At 43.7% G+C, this 16,335-nt stretch carries 20 protein-coding genes; 18 read left to right on the top strand and 2 right to left on the bottom strand.

The genetic code is table 11. The features are described from left to right. Positions 1 to 38 precede the first annotated feature (38 nt). From HMPREF8571_RS10500 to pflA, 12 genes are all read left to right on the top strand, one after another. A complete protein-coding gene (locus tag HMPREF8571_RS10500) occupies positions 39 to 812 on the top strand; it encodes a TatD family hydrolase (RefSeq protein WP_000575590.1) in 774 nt (257 codons plus the stop codon). Beyond that, complete coding sequence (gene rnmV, locus HMPREF8571_RS10495; protein ID WP_000659999.1) at positions 812 to 1,378, top strand: ribonuclease M5; 567 nt, start codon at positions 812 to 814, stop codon at positions 1,376 to 1,378. Before HMPREF8571_RS10500 ends, rnmV begins: the two co-directional genes overlap by 1 nt. A 94-nt stretch (positions 1,379 to 1,472) precedes the next feature. Beyond that, positions 1,473 to 1,808 (top strand): hypothetical protein, encoded by a 336-nt coding sequence (locus HMPREF8571_RS10490; RefSeq protein ID WP_000702743.1) that lies wholly within the window; start codon positions 1,473 to 1,475, stop codon positions 1,806 to 1,808. Further along, positions 1,805 to 2,677, top strand: coding sequence for a 16S rRNA (adenine(1518)-N(6)/adenine(1519)-N(6))-dimethyltransferase RsmA (rsmA, locus tag HMPREF8571_RS10485; RefSeq protein ID WP_001216842.1), 873 nt, complete (start codon positions 1,805 to 1,807; stop codon positions 2,675 to 2,677). Before HMPREF8571_RS10490 ends, rsmA begins: the two co-directional genes overlap by 4 nt. Before the next feature lies 1 nt (position 2,678). Further along, positions 2,679 to 3,557 carry a ribosome small subunit-dependent GTPase A gene (rsgA, locus tag HMPREF8571_RS10480; protein ID WP_001161992.1) on the top strand — a complete coding sequence of 293 codons (879 nt, stop codon included), beginning with the start codon at positions 2,679 to 2,681 and terminating at the stop codon, positions 3,555 to 3,557. Between the two features lie 10 nt (positions 3,558 to 3,567). Next, complete coding sequence (rpe, locus tag HMPREF8571_RS10475) at positions 3,568 to 4,224, top strand: ribulose-phosphate 3-epimerase (RefSeq protein ID WP_000084988.1); 657 nt, start codon at positions 3,568 to 3,570, stop codon at positions 4,222 to 4,224. Beyond that, positions 4,187 to 4,849 carry a thiamine diphosphokinase gene (locus HMPREF8571_RS10470; RefSeq protein WP_001001256.1) on the top strand — a complete coding sequence of 221 codons (663 nt, stop codon included), beginning with the start codon at positions 4,187 to 4,189 and terminating at the stop codon, positions 4,847 to 4,849. The genes rpe and HMPREF8571_RS10470 overlap by 38 nt, the downstream gene beginning before the upstream one ends. 1 nt (position 4,850) lies before the next feature. Then, on the top strand, positions 4,851 to 6,107 hold the full coding sequence (gene rmuC / locus HMPREF8571_RS10465) for a DNA recombination protein RmuC (protein WP_000404383.1): 1,257 nt from the start codon (positions 4,851 to 4,853) through the stop codon (positions 6,105 to 6,107). After that, a complete protein-coding gene (locus tag HMPREF8571_RS10460) occupies positions 6,097 to 7,038 on the top strand; it encodes a 3'-5' exoribonuclease YhaM family protein (RefSeq protein ID WP_000703196.1) in 942 nt (313 codons plus the stop codon). Before rmuC ends, HMPREF8571_RS10460 begins: the two co-directional genes overlap by 11 nt. 104 nt (positions 7,039 to 7,142) lie before the next feature. Next, the gene (gene purR / locus HMPREF8571_RS10455; protein WP_002874197.1) at positions 7,143 to 7,970 is read left to right on the top strand and encodes a pur operon repressor; all 828 of its coding nucleotides are present in this window, start codon (positions 7,143 to 7,145) and stop codon (positions 7,968 to 7,970) included. A 66-nt stretch (positions 7,971 to 8,036) separates the two neighbouring features. Further along, on the top strand, positions 8,037 to 9,293 hold the full coding sequence (locus tag HMPREF8571_RS10450) for a diaminopimelate decarboxylase (protein ID WP_000856542.1): 1,257 nt from the start codon (positions 8,037 to 8,039) through the stop codon (positions 9,291 to 9,293). Between the two features lie 120 nt (positions 9,294 to 9,413). Next, positions 9,414 to 10,208, top strand: coding sequence for a pyruvate formate-lyase-activating protein (gene pflA / locus HMPREF8571_RS10445; protein ID WP_001288281.1), 795 nt, complete (start codon positions 9,414 to 9,416; stop codon positions 10,206 to 10,208). Between the two features lie 72 nt (positions 10,209 to 10,280). On the opposite strand, the gene yidC is transcribed toward pflA, so the two are convergent. Both yidC and HMPREF8571_RS10435 read right to left on the bottom strand, forming a co-directional pair. Beyond that, positions 10,281 to 11,210: a membrane protein insertase YidC gene (yidC, locus tag HMPREF8571_RS10440; protein WP_025168477.1), complete on the bottom strand. Its 930-nt coding sequence runs from the start codon at positions 11,208 to 11,210 to the stop codon at positions 10,281 to 10,283. A 77-nt stretch (positions 11,211 to 11,287) separates the two neighbouring features. Then, complete coding sequence (locus HMPREF8571_RS10435) at positions 11,288 to 11,566, bottom strand: acylphosphatase (protein WP_001174621.1); 279 nt, start codon at positions 11,564 to 11,566, stop codon at positions 11,288 to 11,290. 33 nt (positions 11,567 to 11,599) lie between these two features. Between HMPREF8571_RS10435 and HMPREF8571_RS10430 the strand changes: the two genes are divergently transcribed. From HMPREF8571_RS10430 to HMPREF8571_RS10405, 6 genes are all read left to right on the top strand, one after another. Continuing rightward, on the top strand, positions 11,600 to 12,340 hold the full coding sequence (locus tag HMPREF8571_RS10430; RefSeq protein WP_000152672.1) for a TrmH family RNA methyltransferase: 741 nt from the start codon (positions 11,600 to 11,602) through the stop codon (positions 12,338 to 12,340). A 54-nt stretch (positions 12,341 to 12,394) separates the two neighbouring features. Then, positions 12,395 to 13,078, top strand: coding sequence for a Bax inhibitor-1/YccA family protein (locus HMPREF8571_RS10425; protein ID WP_001076433.1), 684 nt, complete (start codon positions 12,395 to 12,397; stop codon positions 13,076 to 13,078). Positions 13,079 to 13,185: 107 nt separating this feature from the next. Continuing rightward, the gene (asnA, locus tag HMPREF8571_RS10420; protein ID WP_000748000.1) at positions 13,186 to 14,178 is read left to right on the top strand and encodes an aspartate--ammonia ligase; all 993 of its coding nucleotides are present in this window, start codon (positions 13,186 to 13,188) and stop codon (positions 14,176 to 14,178) included. A gap of 64 nt (positions 14,179 to 14,242) precedes the next feature. After that, a complete protein-coding gene (rsmD, locus tag HMPREF8571_RS10415; RefSeq protein ID WP_000706952.1) occupies positions 14,243 to 14,782 on the top strand; it encodes a 16S rRNA (guanine(966)-N(2))-methyltransferase RsmD in 540 nt (179 codons plus the stop codon). Further along, complete coding sequence (coaD, locus tag HMPREF8571_RS10410; protein ID WP_001280760.1) at positions 14,772 to 15,260, top strand: pantetheine-phosphate adenylyltransferase; 489 nt, start codon at positions 14,772 to 14,774, stop codon at positions 15,258 to 15,260. Before rsmD ends, coaD begins: the two co-directional genes overlap by 11 nt. Continuing rightward, positions 15,244 to 16,281, top strand: coding sequence for a SepM family pheromone-processing serine protease (locus HMPREF8571_RS10405; protein ID WP_000730762.1), 1,038 nt, complete (start codon positions 15,244 to 15,246; stop codon positions 16,279 to 16,281). Before coaD ends, HMPREF8571_RS10405 begins: the two co-directional genes overlap by 17 nt. Positions 16,282 to 16,335: the final 54 nt, after the last annotated feature.

Here is a 16,335-nt window from a genome sequence, read left to right as displayed (position 1 = left end):
TTTGCTATAATAGTAGATAGAAAACGAGGTTAGAAGAGATGATATTTGATACGCATACACATTTAAATATAGAAGAATTTGCAGGAAGGGAAGATGAAGAATTAGCCCTAGCTGCTGAGATGGGTGTGACTCGGATGAATATTGTTGGCTTTGACAAGCCGACCATTGAACGTGCCCTAGAGTTGGCAGATGAGTATGAGCAACTCTACGCAACTATTGGCTGGCATCCGACTGAAGCAGGGACATACACAGACGAGGTCGAAGCTTACTTGCTGGAAAAGTTAAAACATCCCAAAGTTGTTGCCTTGGGTGAGATTGGTTTGGACTATCACTGGATGACAGCATCTAAGGAGGTGCAGGAGCAGGTTTTTCGCCGTCAGATTCAGTTATCCAAGGATTTGGATTTACCTTTTGTGGTCCACACTCGTGATGCGCTAGAAGATACTTATGAGATTATCAAGAGCGAGGGCGTTGGTCCTCGTGGTGGCATCATGCACTCATTCTCAGGTTCTTTGGAGTGGGCTGAGAAGTTTGTCGAGCTTGGAATGACTATTTCTTTCTCAGGTGTGGTGACCTTTAAAAAAGCGACGGATATCCAAGAGGTTGCTAGGGAACTTCCTTTGGACAAGATTTTGGTAGAAACGGATGCCCCTTACCTAGCTCCTGTTCCTAAACGTGGCCGTGAAAACAAAACAGCCTACACACGCTATGTGGTAGATTTTATCGCGGATTTGCGTGGCATGACGACTGAGGAGTTAGCCGCAGTAACAACTGCAAATGCAGAGCGGATTTTTGGATTGGACGGCAAGTGATGAAAGAAAAAATTTCCCAAGTCATCGTGGTCGAAGGTCGCGATGATACGGCCAATCTCAAACGTTATTTTGACGTAGAAACCTATGAGACACGAGGATCCGCAATCAATAATCAAGATATAGAGCGAATTCAACGTCTGCATGAACTGCATGGAGTCATTGTCTTTACAGATCCTGACTTTAACGGTGAGCGCATTCGTCGCATGATTATGACAGCCATTCCGACAGTGCAACATGCCTTTCTCAAACGGTATGAAGCGGTTCCCAAGTCCAAGACCAAGGGGCGTTCACTGGGAATCGAACACGCCAGCTATGAGGACCTAAAAATAGCTCTGGCTCAGGTGACAGAACAATTTGAAAATGAGAACGAGTTTGACATTAGTCGGAGTGATTTGATTCGCCTTGGTTTTCTAGCGGGAGCAGACAGCCGTAAGCGCAGAGAATATCTAGGAGAGGCTCTCCGAATCGGCTATTCCAACGGCAAGCAACTTCTCAAGCGCTTAGAACTATTTGGAGTAACCTTGGCAGAAGTGGAAGAAGCTATGAAATCTTATAAGAATAGTTGAGCAGACCTCAAAATGCATGGAGAATGTGTTACAATAGAGGTACTTAGATTTATTTTGATAGCGTCCAAATAGAAACTTATAAGGAGAGAGCAAAATGAAAATCCGAGTTGATAGAGATTCTGTCTGTATGGGTGATGATGTATTACCTCATGAGGTAGAATTTGAAGTTCCTGAGGATATGACAGTGAAAGATTTTTTTGATTTTCTAGAAATGGAACGTTACCTACCCTCTGTCCAAGGGAATAATGTTGCCTGGGAACTTCGTAATAGAAACGGGGAACATGGAGTTTATTTCACCAAAACACGAGAAATCATTCATCCAGATGCACTTCTAAAAGAGATGGTGGAAGGATTTGATGGAACACCCTTATTTGTTTTGCTCTATCATTATACTCCAGAAGCTTACTATAATAGAAAAGAGAATAGATGAGAATTGCAGATTATAGCGTGACCAAGGCAGTGCTGGAGCGTCACGGTTTTACCTTTAAAAAGTCCTTCGGGCAAAATTTCTTGACGGATACCAATATCCTTCAAAAAATCGTGGATACAGCTGAAATTGATGATCAGGTTAATGTTATCGAAATCGGGCCAGGAATTGGTGCCTTAACTGAGTTTCTGGCTGAGCGTGCGGCAGAAGTTATGGCCTTTGAGATTGACCACCGTTTGGTACCGATTTTGGCAGATACCTTGCGTGATTTTGACAATGTGACCGTAGTCAACGAGGACATTCTCAAAGTCGATTTGGCGCAACATATCCAGAATTTTAAAAATCCTGACCTGCCAATCAAGGTAGTAGCCAACTTGCCTTACTACATTACGACGCCTATTCTCATGCATTTGATCGAGAGTGGCATTCCTTTTAGTGAGTTTGTGGTCATGATGCAGAAAGAAGTGGCGGATCGCATCTCCGCTCAACCCAATACCAAGGCTTACGGTAGTTTGTCGATTGCTGTCCAGTATTACATGACAGCCAAGGTTGCCTTTATCGTGCCTCGTACGGTCTTTGTGCCAGCGCCAAACGTGGACTCAGCTATCTTGAAAATGGTGCGTCGTCCAGAACCAGCCGTAGCAGTGAAAGATGAGAATTTCTTTTTTAAGGTTTCCAAGGCTAGTTTCACTCATCGTCGCAAGACCTTATGGAACAATTTAACAGGCTACTTTGGCAAGACCGAAGAAGTCAAAGATAAGCTGATCAAGGCTTTGGACCAAGCGGGCTTGTCACCAAGTGTACGTGGAGAAGCTCTCAGCTTGGCAGAATTTGCTAGCCTAGCAGATGCGCTCAAAGGACAAGGACTCTAAGATGCAGGGACAAATCATTAAAGCCTTGGCGGGCTTCTACTATGTGGAGAGCGATGGTCAGGTCTATCAGACACGGGCGCGTGGGAATTTCCGTAAAAAAGGCCACACACCCTACGTTGGGGATTGGGTAGACTTTTCTGCCGAGGAAAACTCAGAAGGCTATATTCTTAAGATTCATGAACGGAAAAACAGTCTGGTCCGTCCGCCTATTGTCAATATTGACCAAGCTGTGGTGATCATGTCCGTCAAGGAACCGGACTTCAACAGCAACTTGTTGGATCGTTTCTTGGTTCTTTTGGAACACAAGGGCATTCATCCCATCGTCTATATTTCCAAAATGGATTTGCTGGAAGATAGCGAAGAATTAAGTTTTTACCAACAAACCTATCGTGCCATTGGTTACGACTTTGTGACTAGTAAAGAAGAACTTTTGCCTTTGTTGACAGGAAAAGTGACGGTCTTTATGGGGCAGACTGGTGTTGGAAAATCAACCCTCCTCAATAAAATCGCACCGGACCTCAATCTTGAAACAGGAGAAATCTCAGACAGTCTGGGTCGTGGTCGTCACACCACTCGAGCGGTTAGTTTTTACAACCTCAATGGTGGTAAAATCGCGGACACACCAGGCTTTTCATCACTGGATTATGAAGTATCAACGGCTGAAGACCTCAATCAGGCTTTCCCAGAGATTGCCACTGTCAGTCGAGACTGCAAATTCCGCACTTGTACCCATACCCATGAGCCAGCTTGCGCGGTTAAGCCTGCTGTAGAAGAAGGTACTATTGTCAGCTTCCGTTTTGATAATTATTTGCAATTCCTCAGTGAGATTGAAAATCGCAGAGAAACCTATAAAAAAGTCAGCAAAAAAATTCCAAAATAAGGAGAAACCTATGTCTCAATACAAGATTGCTCCGTCAATTCTGGCAGCAGATTATGCCAACTTTGAACGTGAAATTAAACGCCTAGAAGCAACTGGGGCAGAGTATGCCCATATCGATATCATGGATGGTCATTTTGTGCCACAAATCAGTTTTGGTGCAGGTGTGGTCGAAGCTCTTCGTCCCCATAGCAAGATGGTCTTTGACTGCCACTTGATGGTGGCTAATCCTGAGCACCATTTAGAAGACTTTGCGCGTGCAGGAGCGGATATCATCAGTATTCATGTGGAAGCAACGCCTCATATCCATGGAGCTCTCCAAAAAATTCGTTCGCTCGGTGTCAAACCTTCTGTTGTCATTAACCCTGGTACGCCGGTTGAAGCTATCAAACACGTACTTCACCTAGTTGACCAAGTTTTGGTGATGACGGTTAACCCTGGCTTCGGCGGGCAAGCCTTTCTACCTGAAACCATGGATAAGATTCGTGAGTTGGTTGCCCTTAGTCAGGAAAAAGGTTTGAGCTTTGAGATTGAAGTGGATGGCGGTATTGATGACCAGACCATTGCTCAAGCCAAAGAAGCTGGGGCTACCGTTTTTGTAGCAGGATCCTATGTCTTTAAGGGAGATGTCAATGAACGAGTGCAAACGCTCAGAAAACAATTGGACTAGGGTTGCCGTTTTTGCAGGCGGAGACCGAGGTCATTATCGGACGGATTTTGATTGCTTTGTCGGTGTGGATCGCGGTTCGCTCTGGGTCTTGGAAGAAGACTTGCCTCTTACTCTAGCAGTTGGAGATTTTGATTCTGTCACTGTAGAAGAGCGTCAGTTGATTCAAGAACGTGCCCAGCACTTTGTCCAAGCTCAGCCAGAGAAGGATGATACAGATCTGGAACTAGCACTTTTAACGATTTTTGAAAAAAATCCTCAGGCTCAGGTGACCATTTTTGGTGCCCTAGGTGGTCGCATCGATCATATGCTGGCCAATGTCTTTCTACCCAGCAATCCCAAATTGGCACCCTATATGCGCCAAATAGAGATTGAGGATGGGCAAAACTTGATTAGCTATTGCCCAGAAGGGATCAGTCAGCTTCAACCACGTTCGGACTATAATTATCTAGCTTTTATGCCTGTGAGGGATAGTCAGTTGACTATTATCGGAGCCAAGTATGAATTGACTGAGGCGAATTTTTTCTTTAAGAAAGTTTACGCTTCTAACGAATATATAGATAGGGAAGTTTCGGTGACTTGCCCAGATGGCTATGTCGTCGTGCTGCATAGCAAGGACAGGAGATAGGATGGAGATTTTACTTGTTATTTTATTAGTTGCTAATCTTCTTGGGCTCTTTCTCATTTGGCAGAGGCAGGATAAGCAAGACAAATATCTAGTCAAGAGTTTGGAAGACCAGGCAGACAATCTTTCAGATCAGTTGGATTACCGCTTTGAACAAGCCAGGCAAGCCAGCCAACTAGACCAAAAAGATTTGGAAGTGGCTGTCAGCGACCGCTTGCAGGAAGTACGAATGGAATTGCATCAAGGCTTGACTCAAGTCCGTCAAGAAATGACAGATAATCTCCTTCAAACCAGAGATAAGACCGACCAACGTCTCCAAGCACTGCAAGAATCAAATGAGCAACGCTTGGAACAAATGCGCCAAACAGTCGAGGAAAAACTAGAAAAGACCTTGCAGACGCGCTTGCAAGCATCCTTCGAAACAGTCTCCAAACAACTGGAATCTGTCAATCGTGGCCTTGGAGAAATGCAAACTGTTGCCCGCGATGTTGGTGCCCTCAACAAGGTTCTCTCTGGTACCAAGACGCGAGGGATTCTGGGAGAATTGCAACTGGGGCAAATCATTGAGGACATCATGACTCCTGCCCAGTACGAACGAGAATACGCAACGGTTGAAAACTCCAGTGAACGAGTGGAGTATGCCATCAAGTTACCTGGGCAGGGTGACCAGGAATATGTCTACTTACCAATTGACTCCAAGTTTCCACTGGCCGATTATTACCGCCTAGAAGAAGCCTATGAGGCGGGTGACAAGGACGAAATTGAACGCTGTCGCAAATCTCTCTTGGCAAGCGTTAAGCGTTTCGCCAAGGATATCAAGAGCAAGTATCTATCTCCTCCTAGGACGACCAATTTTGGAGTCTTGTTTGTTCCGACAGAAGGACTCTACTCAGAAATCGTTCGAAATCCGATTTTCTTTGATGATTTGAGACGGGAAGAGCAGATTATCGTCGCAGGTCCAAGTACTCTGTCGGCTCTGCTCAACTCCCTATCGGTTGGCTTCAAAACTCTCAATATCCAAAAGAGTGCCGACCATATCAGTAAGACCCTTGCTAGCGTCAAGACAGAGTTTGGCAAGTTCGGGGGAATTTTGGTCAAGGCGCAAAAACATCTTCAACATGCCTCTGGCAATATTGATGAATTATTAAACCGTCGCACCACAGCTATTGAGCGGACGCTCCGTCACATTGAGTTATCAGAAGGTGAGCCTGCGCTTGATCTACTCCATTTCCAAGAAGATGAGGAAGAATATGAAGATTAGTCACATGAAAAAAGATGAGCTGTTTGAAGGTTTTTACCTGATCAAGTCAGCTGACCTGAGACAGACACGAGCTGGGAAAAACTACCTAGCCTTTACCTTCCAAGACGATAGTGGCGAGATTGAAGGAAAACTCTGGGATGCTCAGCCTCATAACGTTGAGGCCTTTACCGCAGGGAAAGTGGTCCACATGAAAGGGCGCAGAGAAGTTTATAATAATACTCCTCAAGTCAATCAAATTACTCTCCGCCTGCCTCAGCCTGGCGAACCCAATGATCCAGCTGACTTCAAGGTCAAGTCACCAGTTGATATCAAGGAAATTCGTGACTACATGTCGCAAATGATTTTCAAAATTGAAAATCCTGTCTGGCAACGTATCGTTCGCAGTCTCTACACCAAGTATGATAAGGAATTCTACTCCTATCCAGCTGCCAAGACCAACCACCACGCCTTTGAAACAGGTTTAGCCTATCATACAGCAACCATGGTGCGCTTGGCAGATGCCGTTAGCGATATCTACCCTCAGCTCAACAAGAGCCTCCTCTATGCTGGGATTATGTTACACGACTTGGCCAAGGTTTTAGAACTCAGTGGTCCCGATCAGACGGAGTACACAGTGCGAGGCAATCTCATCGGGCATATCGCCCTCATCGATAGCGAAATTACCAAGACTGTCATGGAACTAGGTATCGATGATACTAGAGAAGAAGTGGTGCTACTGCGCCATGTCATCCTTAGTCACCATGGCTTACTGGAGTATGGAAGTCCAGTCCGTCCACGCATTATGGAGGCAGAAATTATCCATATGATTGATAATCTAGATGCTAGCATGATGATGATGTCAACAGCTCTAGCTTTGGTGGATAAAGGAGAAATGACCAACAAAATCTTCGCCATGGACAATCGTTCCTTCTATAAACCAGATTTAGATTAATAATTTAAGAAAAACGAGCATTTTTTACGCAATAATGTTCGTTTTTTTATGTGAATGTGGTATAATGGATAAAATATCAAAATTAAATGGAATGGTAAATAAAAATGAAATTAAGAAGAAGTGATCGAATGGTTGTCATTTCCAACTATTTGATTAATAATCCATACAAACTAACCAGTCTCAATACCTTTGCGGAAAAGTACGAATCAGCTAAATCATCTATCTCAGAGGACATCGTGATTATCAAGCGTGCTTTTGAAGAAATCGAAATCGGCCATATCCAGACAGTGACTGGAGCAGGTGGTGGCGTTATCTTTACACCATCAATTTCGAGCCATGAAGCCAAAGAAATGATCGCAGACTTGCGTGATAAGCTTTCAGAAAGTGACCGTATCTTGCCAGGTGGCTATATCTACCTGTCTGATTTGCTCAGTACACCTGCCATTTTGAAAAATATTGGTCGTATCATTGCCAAGAGTTTTATGGACCAAAAAATCGATGCGGTTATGACAGTAGCGACTAAGGGTGTTCCGCTTGCAAATGCAGTTGCCAATGTCCTCAATGTTCCATTTGTCATTGTGCGTCGTGATTTGAAAATTACTGAAGGTTCAACTGTCAGCGTAAACTATGTATCAGGATCAAGTGGTGACCGCATTGAAAAAATGTTCCTTTCAAAACGCAGTCTCAAGGCAGGCAGTCGTGTCTTGATTGTGGATGACTTCTTGAAAGGCGGAGGAACTGTCAACGGGATGATTAGTCTCTTGCGTGAGTTTGATTCAGAGTTGGCTGGTGTTGCAGTCTTTGCAGACAATGCCCAAGAAGAACGTGAAAAGCAGTTTGATTACAAGTCACTCTTGAAAGTAACCAATATTGATGTCAAGAACCAATCCATCGATGTCGAGATTGGAAATATCTTTGACGAAGACAAATAAGAGATAGCACTAAAGGTTGGAACGATTGTCCCAGCCTTTCTTTGCAAACAGAATAGAAGGAAGCTTATGAAAACACCATTTATCAGCCGAGAAGATTTGGAAACGATTGTTGCAGAGTTCCCGACTCCCTTTCACTTATATGACGAGAAGGGAATTCGCGAAAAAGCAAGAGCGGTCAACCAAGCTTTTTCCTGGAACGAGGGCTTTAAGGAATATTTTGCAGTCAAGGCTACCCCAACACCAGCCATCTTGAAAATCCTCAAAGAGGAAGGTTGTGGTGTGGACTGTTCCAGTTATGTGGAGCTCCTGATGAGCCATAAACTTGGATTTGTAGGTCCTGAGATTATGTTCTCATCAAACAATACACCAGACCAAGAGTACGCTTATGCGCGTGAATTAGGTGCAACCATTAACTTGGATGCCTTTGAAGATATTGAACATCTAGAGCGAGCGGCAGGCATTCCAGAAATTATCTCTTGTCGTTACAATCCTGGAGGCGTTTTTGAGCTAGGAACAGACATCATGGACAATCCAGGAGAAGCCAAGTTTGGGATGACCAGGGATCAACTCTTTGAAGCCTTTGCGATTTTGAAGGAAAAAGGAGCCAAGACTTTTGGGATTCACTCTTTCCTAGCATCCAATACCGTGACCCATCTCTACTACCCAGAGTTATCCCGCCAGCTCTTTGAATTGGCCGTTGAAATCAAGGAAAAGTTGGGCATTTCACTAGACTTTATTAATCTATCTGGCGGAATCGGTGTCAACTATCGCCCAGACCAGGAACCAAATGATATTGCGATGATTGGTGAAGGGGTGCGTAAGGTGTATGAAGAAGTCCTTACGCCAGTAGGTCTTGGTCAGGTCAAGATTTTTACCGAATTGGGACGTTTTATGCTGGCACCCCACGGAGTTCTCGTCACAAAAGTCACTCATAAGAAAAAAACCTACCGTACCTATCTAGGTGTGGATGCATCAGCAGTCAACCTCATTCGCCCAGCCATGTATGGAGCTTACCACCATGTCACCAATCTGACCCATCCAGACGGACCAGTTGAGGTGGTAGATGTGGTCGGTTCACTCTGCGAAAACAATGATAAATTTGCAGTGAATCGCGAATTACCTCATACAGAAATCGGTGATTTGCTGGTGATTCATGATACAGGTGCACATGGATTCTCCATGGGTTATCAGTACAATGCCAAACTACGCTCGGCAGAAATCCTCTATACTGAAGAAGGCAAAGCCCGCCAAATCCGCCGTGCAGAGCGCCCTGAGGACTATTTCGCAACCTTATATGGTTTTGATTTTGAACCAGATTACTAAAAGGGAATGAAAATGAAAGTGAAAAACAGATTGCTTTCTAAAAAATAGACAAAAAACCTTGTTTTTCATCTCACTCGTGATATAATAAAACTATAAAACGGTTTCAAGGAAGGTGACGATATGTCTGAAGAAACAATTGACTATGGACAAGTGACAGGAATGGTGCATTCGACAGAGAGTTTTGGGGCGGTAGATGGCCCTGGGATTCGTTTTATTGTCTTTTTGCAGGGCTGTCACATGCGTTGCCAGTACTGTCATAACCCCGATACATGGGCTATGGAGACCAATAAATCACGCGAGCGGACAGTAGACGATGTCTTGACAGAAGCTCTTCGCTACCGTGGTTTCTGGGGAGACAAGGGAGGAATCACTGTTAGTGGTGGAGAAGCCCTCTTACAGATTGATTTCCTAATTGCCCTCTTTACCAAGGCCAAGGAAAAAGGAATCCACTGTACCTTGGATACCTGTGCCCTTCCATTCCGTAACAAACCACGTTATCTCGAAAAGTTTAATAAACTCATGGCAGTGACAGACTTGGTTCTCCTGGATATCAAGGAAATCAACGAAGAACAGCATAAGATTGTCACAAGCCAAACCAATAAAAATATCTTGGCTTGTGCTCAGTACCTATCAGATATCGGGAAGCCTGTTTGGATTCGCCACGTGCTGGTTCCAGGATTGACAGATAGAGATGAGGATTTGATCGAACTTGGTAAGTTTGTCAAGACCCTCAAAAACGTTGACAAGTTTGAAATCCTACCTTATCATACGATGGGAGAATTCAAGTGGCGTGAACTTGGGATTCCTTATTCGCTTGAAGGGGTCAAACCTCCAACAGCAGACCGTGTCAAGAATGCCAAGGAATTGATGGATACAGAAAGTTACCAAGACTACATGAAACGTGTTCATGGATAAAAAAGAAGCCTGATGGAGACATCGGGCTTTTGTGATGCATAAAAAGCCTAGCCTTTCAGCTAAGCTTTTTTCTTACTTTCTAGAATGTTGTTTTCCAGCATTGCGTTTTTTATGTTTCTTATTGGTCATGATCGCAGTTGCTTGGTTTGGAGTGACATCTTTGCGTCCGCCTCCAGTTGAAAATGAACTTGCTTTTGGTGGATTTTTGGCAAATTCTTCACGAACTTTTTTGCGAAGTTTTGGACGAACAACATAGTTAACGATGAACTGTTGGAGAATCATCATGAAACCACCGACAACCCAGTAAAGCGTCACACTGGCTGGTGAGAAGAAGGAGAAGACGACAATCATGAGAGGGCTCATGTAGATCATTTTCTTAAGTTGCTCTCTTTGCATCTCGTCTTCTACTCCATGAAGCGAGAGGATTGATTGGAGATAGTAGAGGATACCAGCAAAGGCTACGAGGATCATACTTGGTGAACCAAGATCGATACCCAAGAAGGTAGAGCTAGCTACCCCTTCAGTGAGCTGGGCTGCAAAGTAGATAGCAGAGAAGAATGGCATTTGAATGAGGATAGGGAAGCAACCTACACCACCTAACATGCTAATACCGTGTTCTTTCTGAGCAGCAAAGAGAGCTTGTTGAGCCTCAAGTTTTTCTTCCTGAGTTGTTGCCTCTTTGAGACGTGTTTGGTGTGGTTCGAGTACGTGTTTGAGGGCGTTCATCTTTTCAGAGTGAAGTGTCGCCTTCCATGATTGGTAGATACCAAGTGGCAGGATAATCAAGCGCACGATAATGGTTACGATAATGATAGCGACCCCGAAGCCTAGTCCTTTATCAGTAGCGAAGTACTTGATAGCTTCTCCCATCGGAGCACCCAAGAAATCCCAAACGGGACCAACTGGCTTACCTGTTGCTTTGTCTACTTGGACACAGCCTGTCAAGACGAGTAGCATAGCCACTCCCATAGCAGAGAGGGCAAAACGTTTAATAGATTTCAATGTTTTCATTCCTTCTTTAAAAATTGTACCTTTCTATTCTACTGTTTTTTTGTAAAATATACAATAGTTCTGGAGACCTAATTTGCAACTTTGAAGTCTGAATAGGATGAAAAGTTGCTCATCTGCACATCCAGATAGGTGACTTTTGAAAAGGGCGTTGGGCCTTTACGGATTTCTTGGATAAATTTTGCCATAGTGGCAGAAGACTCTGCTTGAGCAAGAATTTCCACTGTGCCATCGTCGTTATTCCAGACACGACCAGTGATGCCACCGATTTCAAGAGCTAAAGTATAAACACCCCAGCGAAAACCAACACCCTGTACCCTGCCTTGAGCAATCATTCTAACCTTTTGCATACCAAACCCCTTTGATTGTGTTATAATATTTCTATGACTATTATAACCTCAAAAGCCAATTCTGTGGTAAAAAATGCCAAGAAATTACATCAAAAAAAATATCGAAAGTCTGCTTATTTGATTGAGGGATGGCACTTATTTGAAGAAGCTGTTCAAGCTGGAGTGAGGATTGAGAAGATTTTTGCTCTGGAAAGTTACCGAGATCAGTTAGCTGCTTTTCCTCAAACGGTCTGGGTTTCAGAGGATATTTTGCAGGATTTAGCAGATACGCAAACTCCTCAAGGGATTGTTGCAGTGATTCAAAAAGAAGAAGTGGGACTGCCTGATTTTAGTCAGGGTAAGTTTCTATTTTTAGAAGATGTTCAAGATCCTGGCAATGTGGGCACCATGATTCGGACTGCGGACGCTACAGGTTTTACAGGGGTCATTGTTTCAGACAAGTCAGCAGATATCCACAGTCTCAAGACCCTGCGTTCCATGCAAGGAAGTCATTTTCATTTGCCCATCTATCGGATGTCTCTTGCCACCTTTATAGAAGAGGCAAAGAAGAGCAATTTGCCCATTCTGGCAACGACCTTATCCAAAGAATCCAAGGACTATCGTGAGCTTTCTCCCTTAGAAAACTTTGCTTTAGTCATGGGAAATGAAGGACAGGGGATTAGTTCTGTCATGGCTGAGAGTGCTGATCAGCTGGTTCATATTGGCATGAAAGGTCGAGCAGAGAGTCTCAACGTGGCAGTTGCAGCAGGCATATTGATGTTTTATTTCAGCTAATTTATAAAATCTTTGTTATAATCAAGACATAATTATAGAAAAAGGAGAATCAGAATGAATCAATCGATTATTCAAGAACGTTCAGGTCTCAATCAATTTTACGCTAAGGTTTACGCCTTTGTGGGACTGGGGATTGGTCTATCAGCTCTCGTGTCAGCTTTGATGTTGACAGTCTTTCAGTCCCAATTGGTCTACTTTTTAATGCATGGCCGTCTCTGGTTGATGATTGCAACTTTTGCAGAACTTGGTTTAGTCTTTGTTGCAAGTAGCATGGCTGCAAAAAATAGCCCAGCAGCTCTCCCAGTATTTTTAGTTTATTCTGTTTTAAATGGATTTACGCTCAGCTTTGTCGTAGCCTTCTATACACCTGGGACCGTCTTATCAGCCTTTGTATCCAGTGCCCTTCTCTTCTTTGTCATGGCGGCAATCGGAATTTTCACTAAGAAAGATTTGAGTGGAATGGGACGAGCTTTGATGGCAGCGCTTGTTGGTCTCATCATTGCTATGATTGTGAATCTATTTTTAGCCAATAGTTTCTTTGACTACATGATTAGTATTGCCATGGTCTTGGTTTTCTCTGGTTTGATTGCTTGGGATAACCAAAAGATTCGCTATGTTTATGAGCAGTCACGAGGGCAAGTAGCGACAGGATGGGTCATTTCAATGGCTCTCAGCATCTACCTAGACTTTATCAACCTCTTCCTTAGCATCTTACGAATCTTTGGTCGAAACGATTAATGAATGACAGAGTCAGTGTTCAAAAGAGCACTGACTTTTTTTATTTACCCTTTTCTTTTCTGAAAAATAGGAGTATAATGCTAGTAATTATGTTTTTAGGAGTATTTATGAAGAAAAGTTTTATTCATCAGCAAGAAGAAATTTCTTTTGTTAAAAATACCTTTACCCAGTATTTGAAAGATAAACTAGAAGTCGTTGAAGTTCAAGGTCCTATCTTGAGCAAGGTCGGCGATGGGATGCAGGATAACCTTTCAGGTGTTGAAAATCCAGTATCTGTGAAGGTCTTGCAAATTCCGAATGAAACCTATGAGGTCGTTCATTCACTTGCTAAATGGAAACGCCACACCTTGGCTCGTTTTGGTTTCGGTGATGGGGAAGGTTTGTTTGTCCACATGAAGGCCCTTCGCCCAGATGAAGATTCGCTAGATGCGACCCACTCTGTTTATGTAGACCAGTGGGACTGGGAAAAAGTGATTCCAAATGGTCAACGCAATATCGCTTATCTTAAAGAAACAGTTGAAAAGATTTACAAGGCTATTCGTCTGACAGAGCTAGCCGTAGAAGCCCGCTATGATATCGAATCCATCTTGCCAAAACAAATTACCTTTATCCATACAGAAGAGTTGGTAGAACGTTACCCAGACTTGACACCAAAAGAGCGTGAAAATGCAATCTGTAAAGAATTCGGGGCAGTCTTCTTGATTGGTATTGGTGGGGAATTGCCTGACGGGAAACCGCATGACGGACGTGCGCCTGACTACGATGACTGGACTACAGAGTCTGAGAATGGCTACAAGGGGCTAAATGGAGATATCCTAGTATGGAACGAATCTCTTGGCTGTGCCTTTGAGCTTTCCTCAATGGGGATTCGGGTAGATGAAGATACCCTTCGTCGCCAAGTTGCCCTTACAGGGGATGAAGACCGTCTGGAACTAGAGTGGCACAAGGCCTTGCTTAACGGTCTTTTCCCACTGACAATCGGTGGGGGGATTGGACAGTCTCGGATGGCCATGTTCCTTCTTCGTAAGAAACACATCGGAGAGGTTCAGACTAGTGTTTGGCCGCAAGAAGTCCGCGACACTTACGAAAATATCTTATAGAGAATCGAACCGCAAGGTTCGGTTTTCTTTCTCTTTTTGCCCATAATTTGGTATAATAAACGGTATGAAAATCGTATCAGGAATCTATGGAGGGCGTCCTCTCAAGACGCTAGAAGGAAAGACGACGAGGCCGACATCTGATAAGGTGAGAGGAGCTATCTTTAACATGATAGGTCCCTATTTTGAGGGTGGTCGTGTCTTGGATCTCTATGCTGGCAGTGGCGGTCTGTCTATTGAAGCTGTGTCAAGAGGGATGTCCAGTGCTGTCTTAGTGGAACGGGATCGAAAGGCACAAGCTATCATCGCTGAAAATATCCAAATGACCAAGGAAGTTTCTAAATTTCAGCTCTTAAAGATGGAAGCTGACCGTGCTCTAGAACAAGTCGGAGGGACATTTGATCTGGTCTTTTTAGACCCTCCCTATGCAAAAGAACAAATCGTTGCAGATATCGAAAAAATGGCAGAAAGAAACCTTTTCTCCCAAGAGGTCATGGTTGTCTGCGAAACCGATAAGTCTGTAGAACTACCAGAAGAAATTGCCTGTTTAGGCATCTGGAAGGAAAAAATATATGGGATTAGTAAGGTGACAGTTTATGTCAGATAAAATTGGATTATTTACAGGATCATTTGATCCGATGACAAATGGACATCTGGATATGATTGAACGTGCCAGCAAACTCTTTGATAAGCTTTATGTCGGGGTGTTCTACAATCCCCACAAACAAGGTTTTCTCCCTGTTGAAAACCGCAAACGAGCAGTTGAAAAAGCGGTGGCGCATTTAGATAATGTAGAGGTTCTTGCATCTCATGATGAATTGGTAGTCGAAGTTGCAAGGAGACTGGGAGCCAAAACTCTTGTCCGTGGCTTGCGAAATGCTACAGACTTGCAATATGAGGCTAGTTTTGACTACTACAATCATCAACTGGCTCCAGAAATCGAAACCATTTACCTATATAGTCGCCCAGAGCATCTTTATATTAGCTCTTCAGCCATGAGAGAACTTCTGAAGTTTGGTCAGGAGATTCAGCAATATGTCCCAAACAGTGTTGTGGAGGAATTAGAACATGAAGAAAAAAACTAGATGGCCCTTATATGCCATCCTAGCACTAGTATTGACTTTTTTAGCCTTTGTAGTACCTTTACCTTACTACATAGAAGTTCCAGGTGGAGCGGAGGATATTCGTCGAGTTTTGAAAGTCAATGAAACAGAGGATACGGAAGCAGGAGCTTACCAGTTTGTAACAGTCGGCATTCGACACGCAACCCTGTCGCATCTTGTCTATGCTTGGTTAACACCATTTACAGATATTAGAAGCGCCAAGGAGACAACGGGTGGCTCTACGGATGCAGAGTTTATGCGGATCAATCAGTTCTACATGCAAACTTCTCAAAACATGGCCAAGTATCAAGGATTGAAGACGGCTGGAAAGGATATCGAACTCAAGTATCTGGGAGTTTATGTCTTGACCGTGACGGACAATTCAACTTTTAAGGGCATTCTGAACATCGCAGATACCGTGACGGCTGTTAATGACAAAACATTTGATAGTTCAAAAGACTTGGTCGACTATGTCAACTCTCAAAAACTAGGAGATCCAGTCAAGGTGACCTATGAAGAAGACGGAAGAGTTAAGACTGCTGAAGGTAAAATTATCACTCTTGAAAACGGGAAAAATGGGATTGGGATTGGTTTGATTGACCGTACGGAAGTAACCAGTGACGTTCCCATTCGCTTTTCAACAGCTGGTATCGGTGGGCCAAGTGCTGGTCTTATGTTTAGTCTAGCTATCTACACCCAGATAGCAGATCCAGGTCTTCGTAATGGCCGCATCGTTGCGGGGACGGGAACCATTGATCGCGATGGAAATGTTGGCGACATCGGTGGAATTGACAAAAAAGTAGTTGCGGCCTCTCGTCAGGGAGCCAACGTCTTTTTTGCTCCTGACAATCCAGTCACCGAGGAAGCAAAAAAAGCAGATCCCAATGCGAAAAGCAACTATGAAACAGCCCTAGAAGCTGCCAAAACGATCAAGACAGAGATGAAAATCGTTCCCGTTAAGACCTTGCAGGATGCGATTGATTACCTTAAAAACAACCCCTAATTGGTAGAAAAATCGAAAACTAGCGCGCAAGCGGATAAGATGGTATAATAGTCA

This window comes from Streptococcus mitis ATCC 6249 (assembly GCF_000146585.1).
Lineage (GTDB): Bacteria > Bacillota > Bacilli > Lactobacillales > Streptococcaceae > Streptococcus > Streptococcus mitis_AZ.
The sequence above is the reverse complement of the archived record's forward strand: the minus strand, read 5'-3'. Positions and strand labels throughout refer to the sequence as shown.

Excerpts from the sequence above, each read along its gene's own strand:
- HMPREF8571_RS10500 (WP_000575590.1), top strand. The coding sequence starts at position 39 with ATGATATTTGATACGCATACACATTTAAATATAGAAGAATTTGCAGGA.
- rnmV (WP_000659999.1), top strand. The coding sequence starts at position 812 with ATGAAAGAAAAAATTTCCCAAGTCATCGTGGTCGAAGGTCGCGATGAT.
- HMPREF8571_RS10490 (WP_000702743.1), top strand. The coding sequence starts at position 1,473 with ATGAAAATCCGAGTTGATAGAGATTCTGTCTGTATGGGTGATGATGTA.
- rsmA (WP_001216842.1), top strand. The coding sequence starts at position 1,805 with ATGAGAATTGCAGATTATAGCGTGACCAAGGCAGTGCTGGAGCGTCAC.
- rsgA (WP_001161992.1), top strand. The coding sequence starts at position 2,679 with ATGCAGGGACAAATCATTAAAGCCTTGGCGGGCTTCTACTATGTGGAG.
- rpe (WP_000084988.1), top strand. The coding sequence starts at position 3,568 with ATGTCTCAATACAAGATTGCTCCGTCAATTCTGGCAGCAGATTATGCC.
- HMPREF8571_RS10470 (WP_001001256.1), top strand. The coding sequence starts at position 4,187 with ATGAACGAGTGCAAACGCTCAGAAAACAATTGGACTAGGGTTGCCGTT.
- rmuC (WP_000404383.1), top strand. The coding sequence starts at position 4,851 with ATGGAGATTTTACTTGTTATTTTATTAGTTGCTAATCTTCTTGGGCTC.
- HMPREF8571_RS10460 (WP_000703196.1), top strand. The coding sequence starts at position 6,097 with ATGAAGATTAGTCACATGAAAAAAGATGAGCTGTTTGAAGGTTTTTAC.
- purR (WP_002874197.1), top strand. The coding sequence starts at position 7,143 with ATGAAATTAAGAAGAAGTGATCGAATGGTTGTCATTTCCAACTATTTG.
- HMPREF8571_RS10450 (WP_000856542.1), top strand. The coding sequence starts at position 8,037 with ATGAAAACACCATTTATCAGCCGAGAAGATTTGGAAACGATTGTTGCA.
- pflA (WP_001288281.1), top strand. The coding sequence starts at position 9,414 with ATGTCTGAAGAAACAATTGACTATGGACAAGTGACAGGAATGGTGCAT.
- HMPREF8571_RS10435 (WP_001174621.1), bottom strand. The coding sequence starts at position 11,566 with ATGCAAAAGGTTAGAATGATTGCTCAAGGCAGGGTACAGGGTGTTGGT.
- HMPREF8571_RS10430 (WP_000152672.1), top strand. The coding sequence starts at position 11,600 with ATGACTATTATAACCTCAAAAGCCAATTCTGTGGTAAAAAATGCCAAG.
- HMPREF8571_RS10425 (WP_001076433.1), top strand. The coding sequence starts at position 12,395 with ATGAATCAATCGATTATTCAAGAACGTTCAGGTCTCAATCAATTTTAC.
- asnA (WP_000748000.1), top strand. The coding sequence starts at position 13,186 with ATGAAGAAAAGTTTTATTCATCAGCAAGAAGAAATTTCTTTTGTTAAA.
- rsmD (WP_000706952.1), top strand. The coding sequence starts at position 14,243 with ATGAAAATCGTATCAGGAATCTATGGAGGGCGTCCTCTCAAGACGCTA.
- coaD (WP_001280760.1), top strand. The coding sequence starts at position 14,772 with ATGTCAGATAAAATTGGATTATTTACAGGATCATTTGATCCGATGACA.
- HMPREF8571_RS10405 (WP_000730762.1), top strand. The coding sequence starts at position 15,244 with ATGAAGAAAAAAACTAGATGGCCCTTATATGCCATCCTAGCACTAGTA.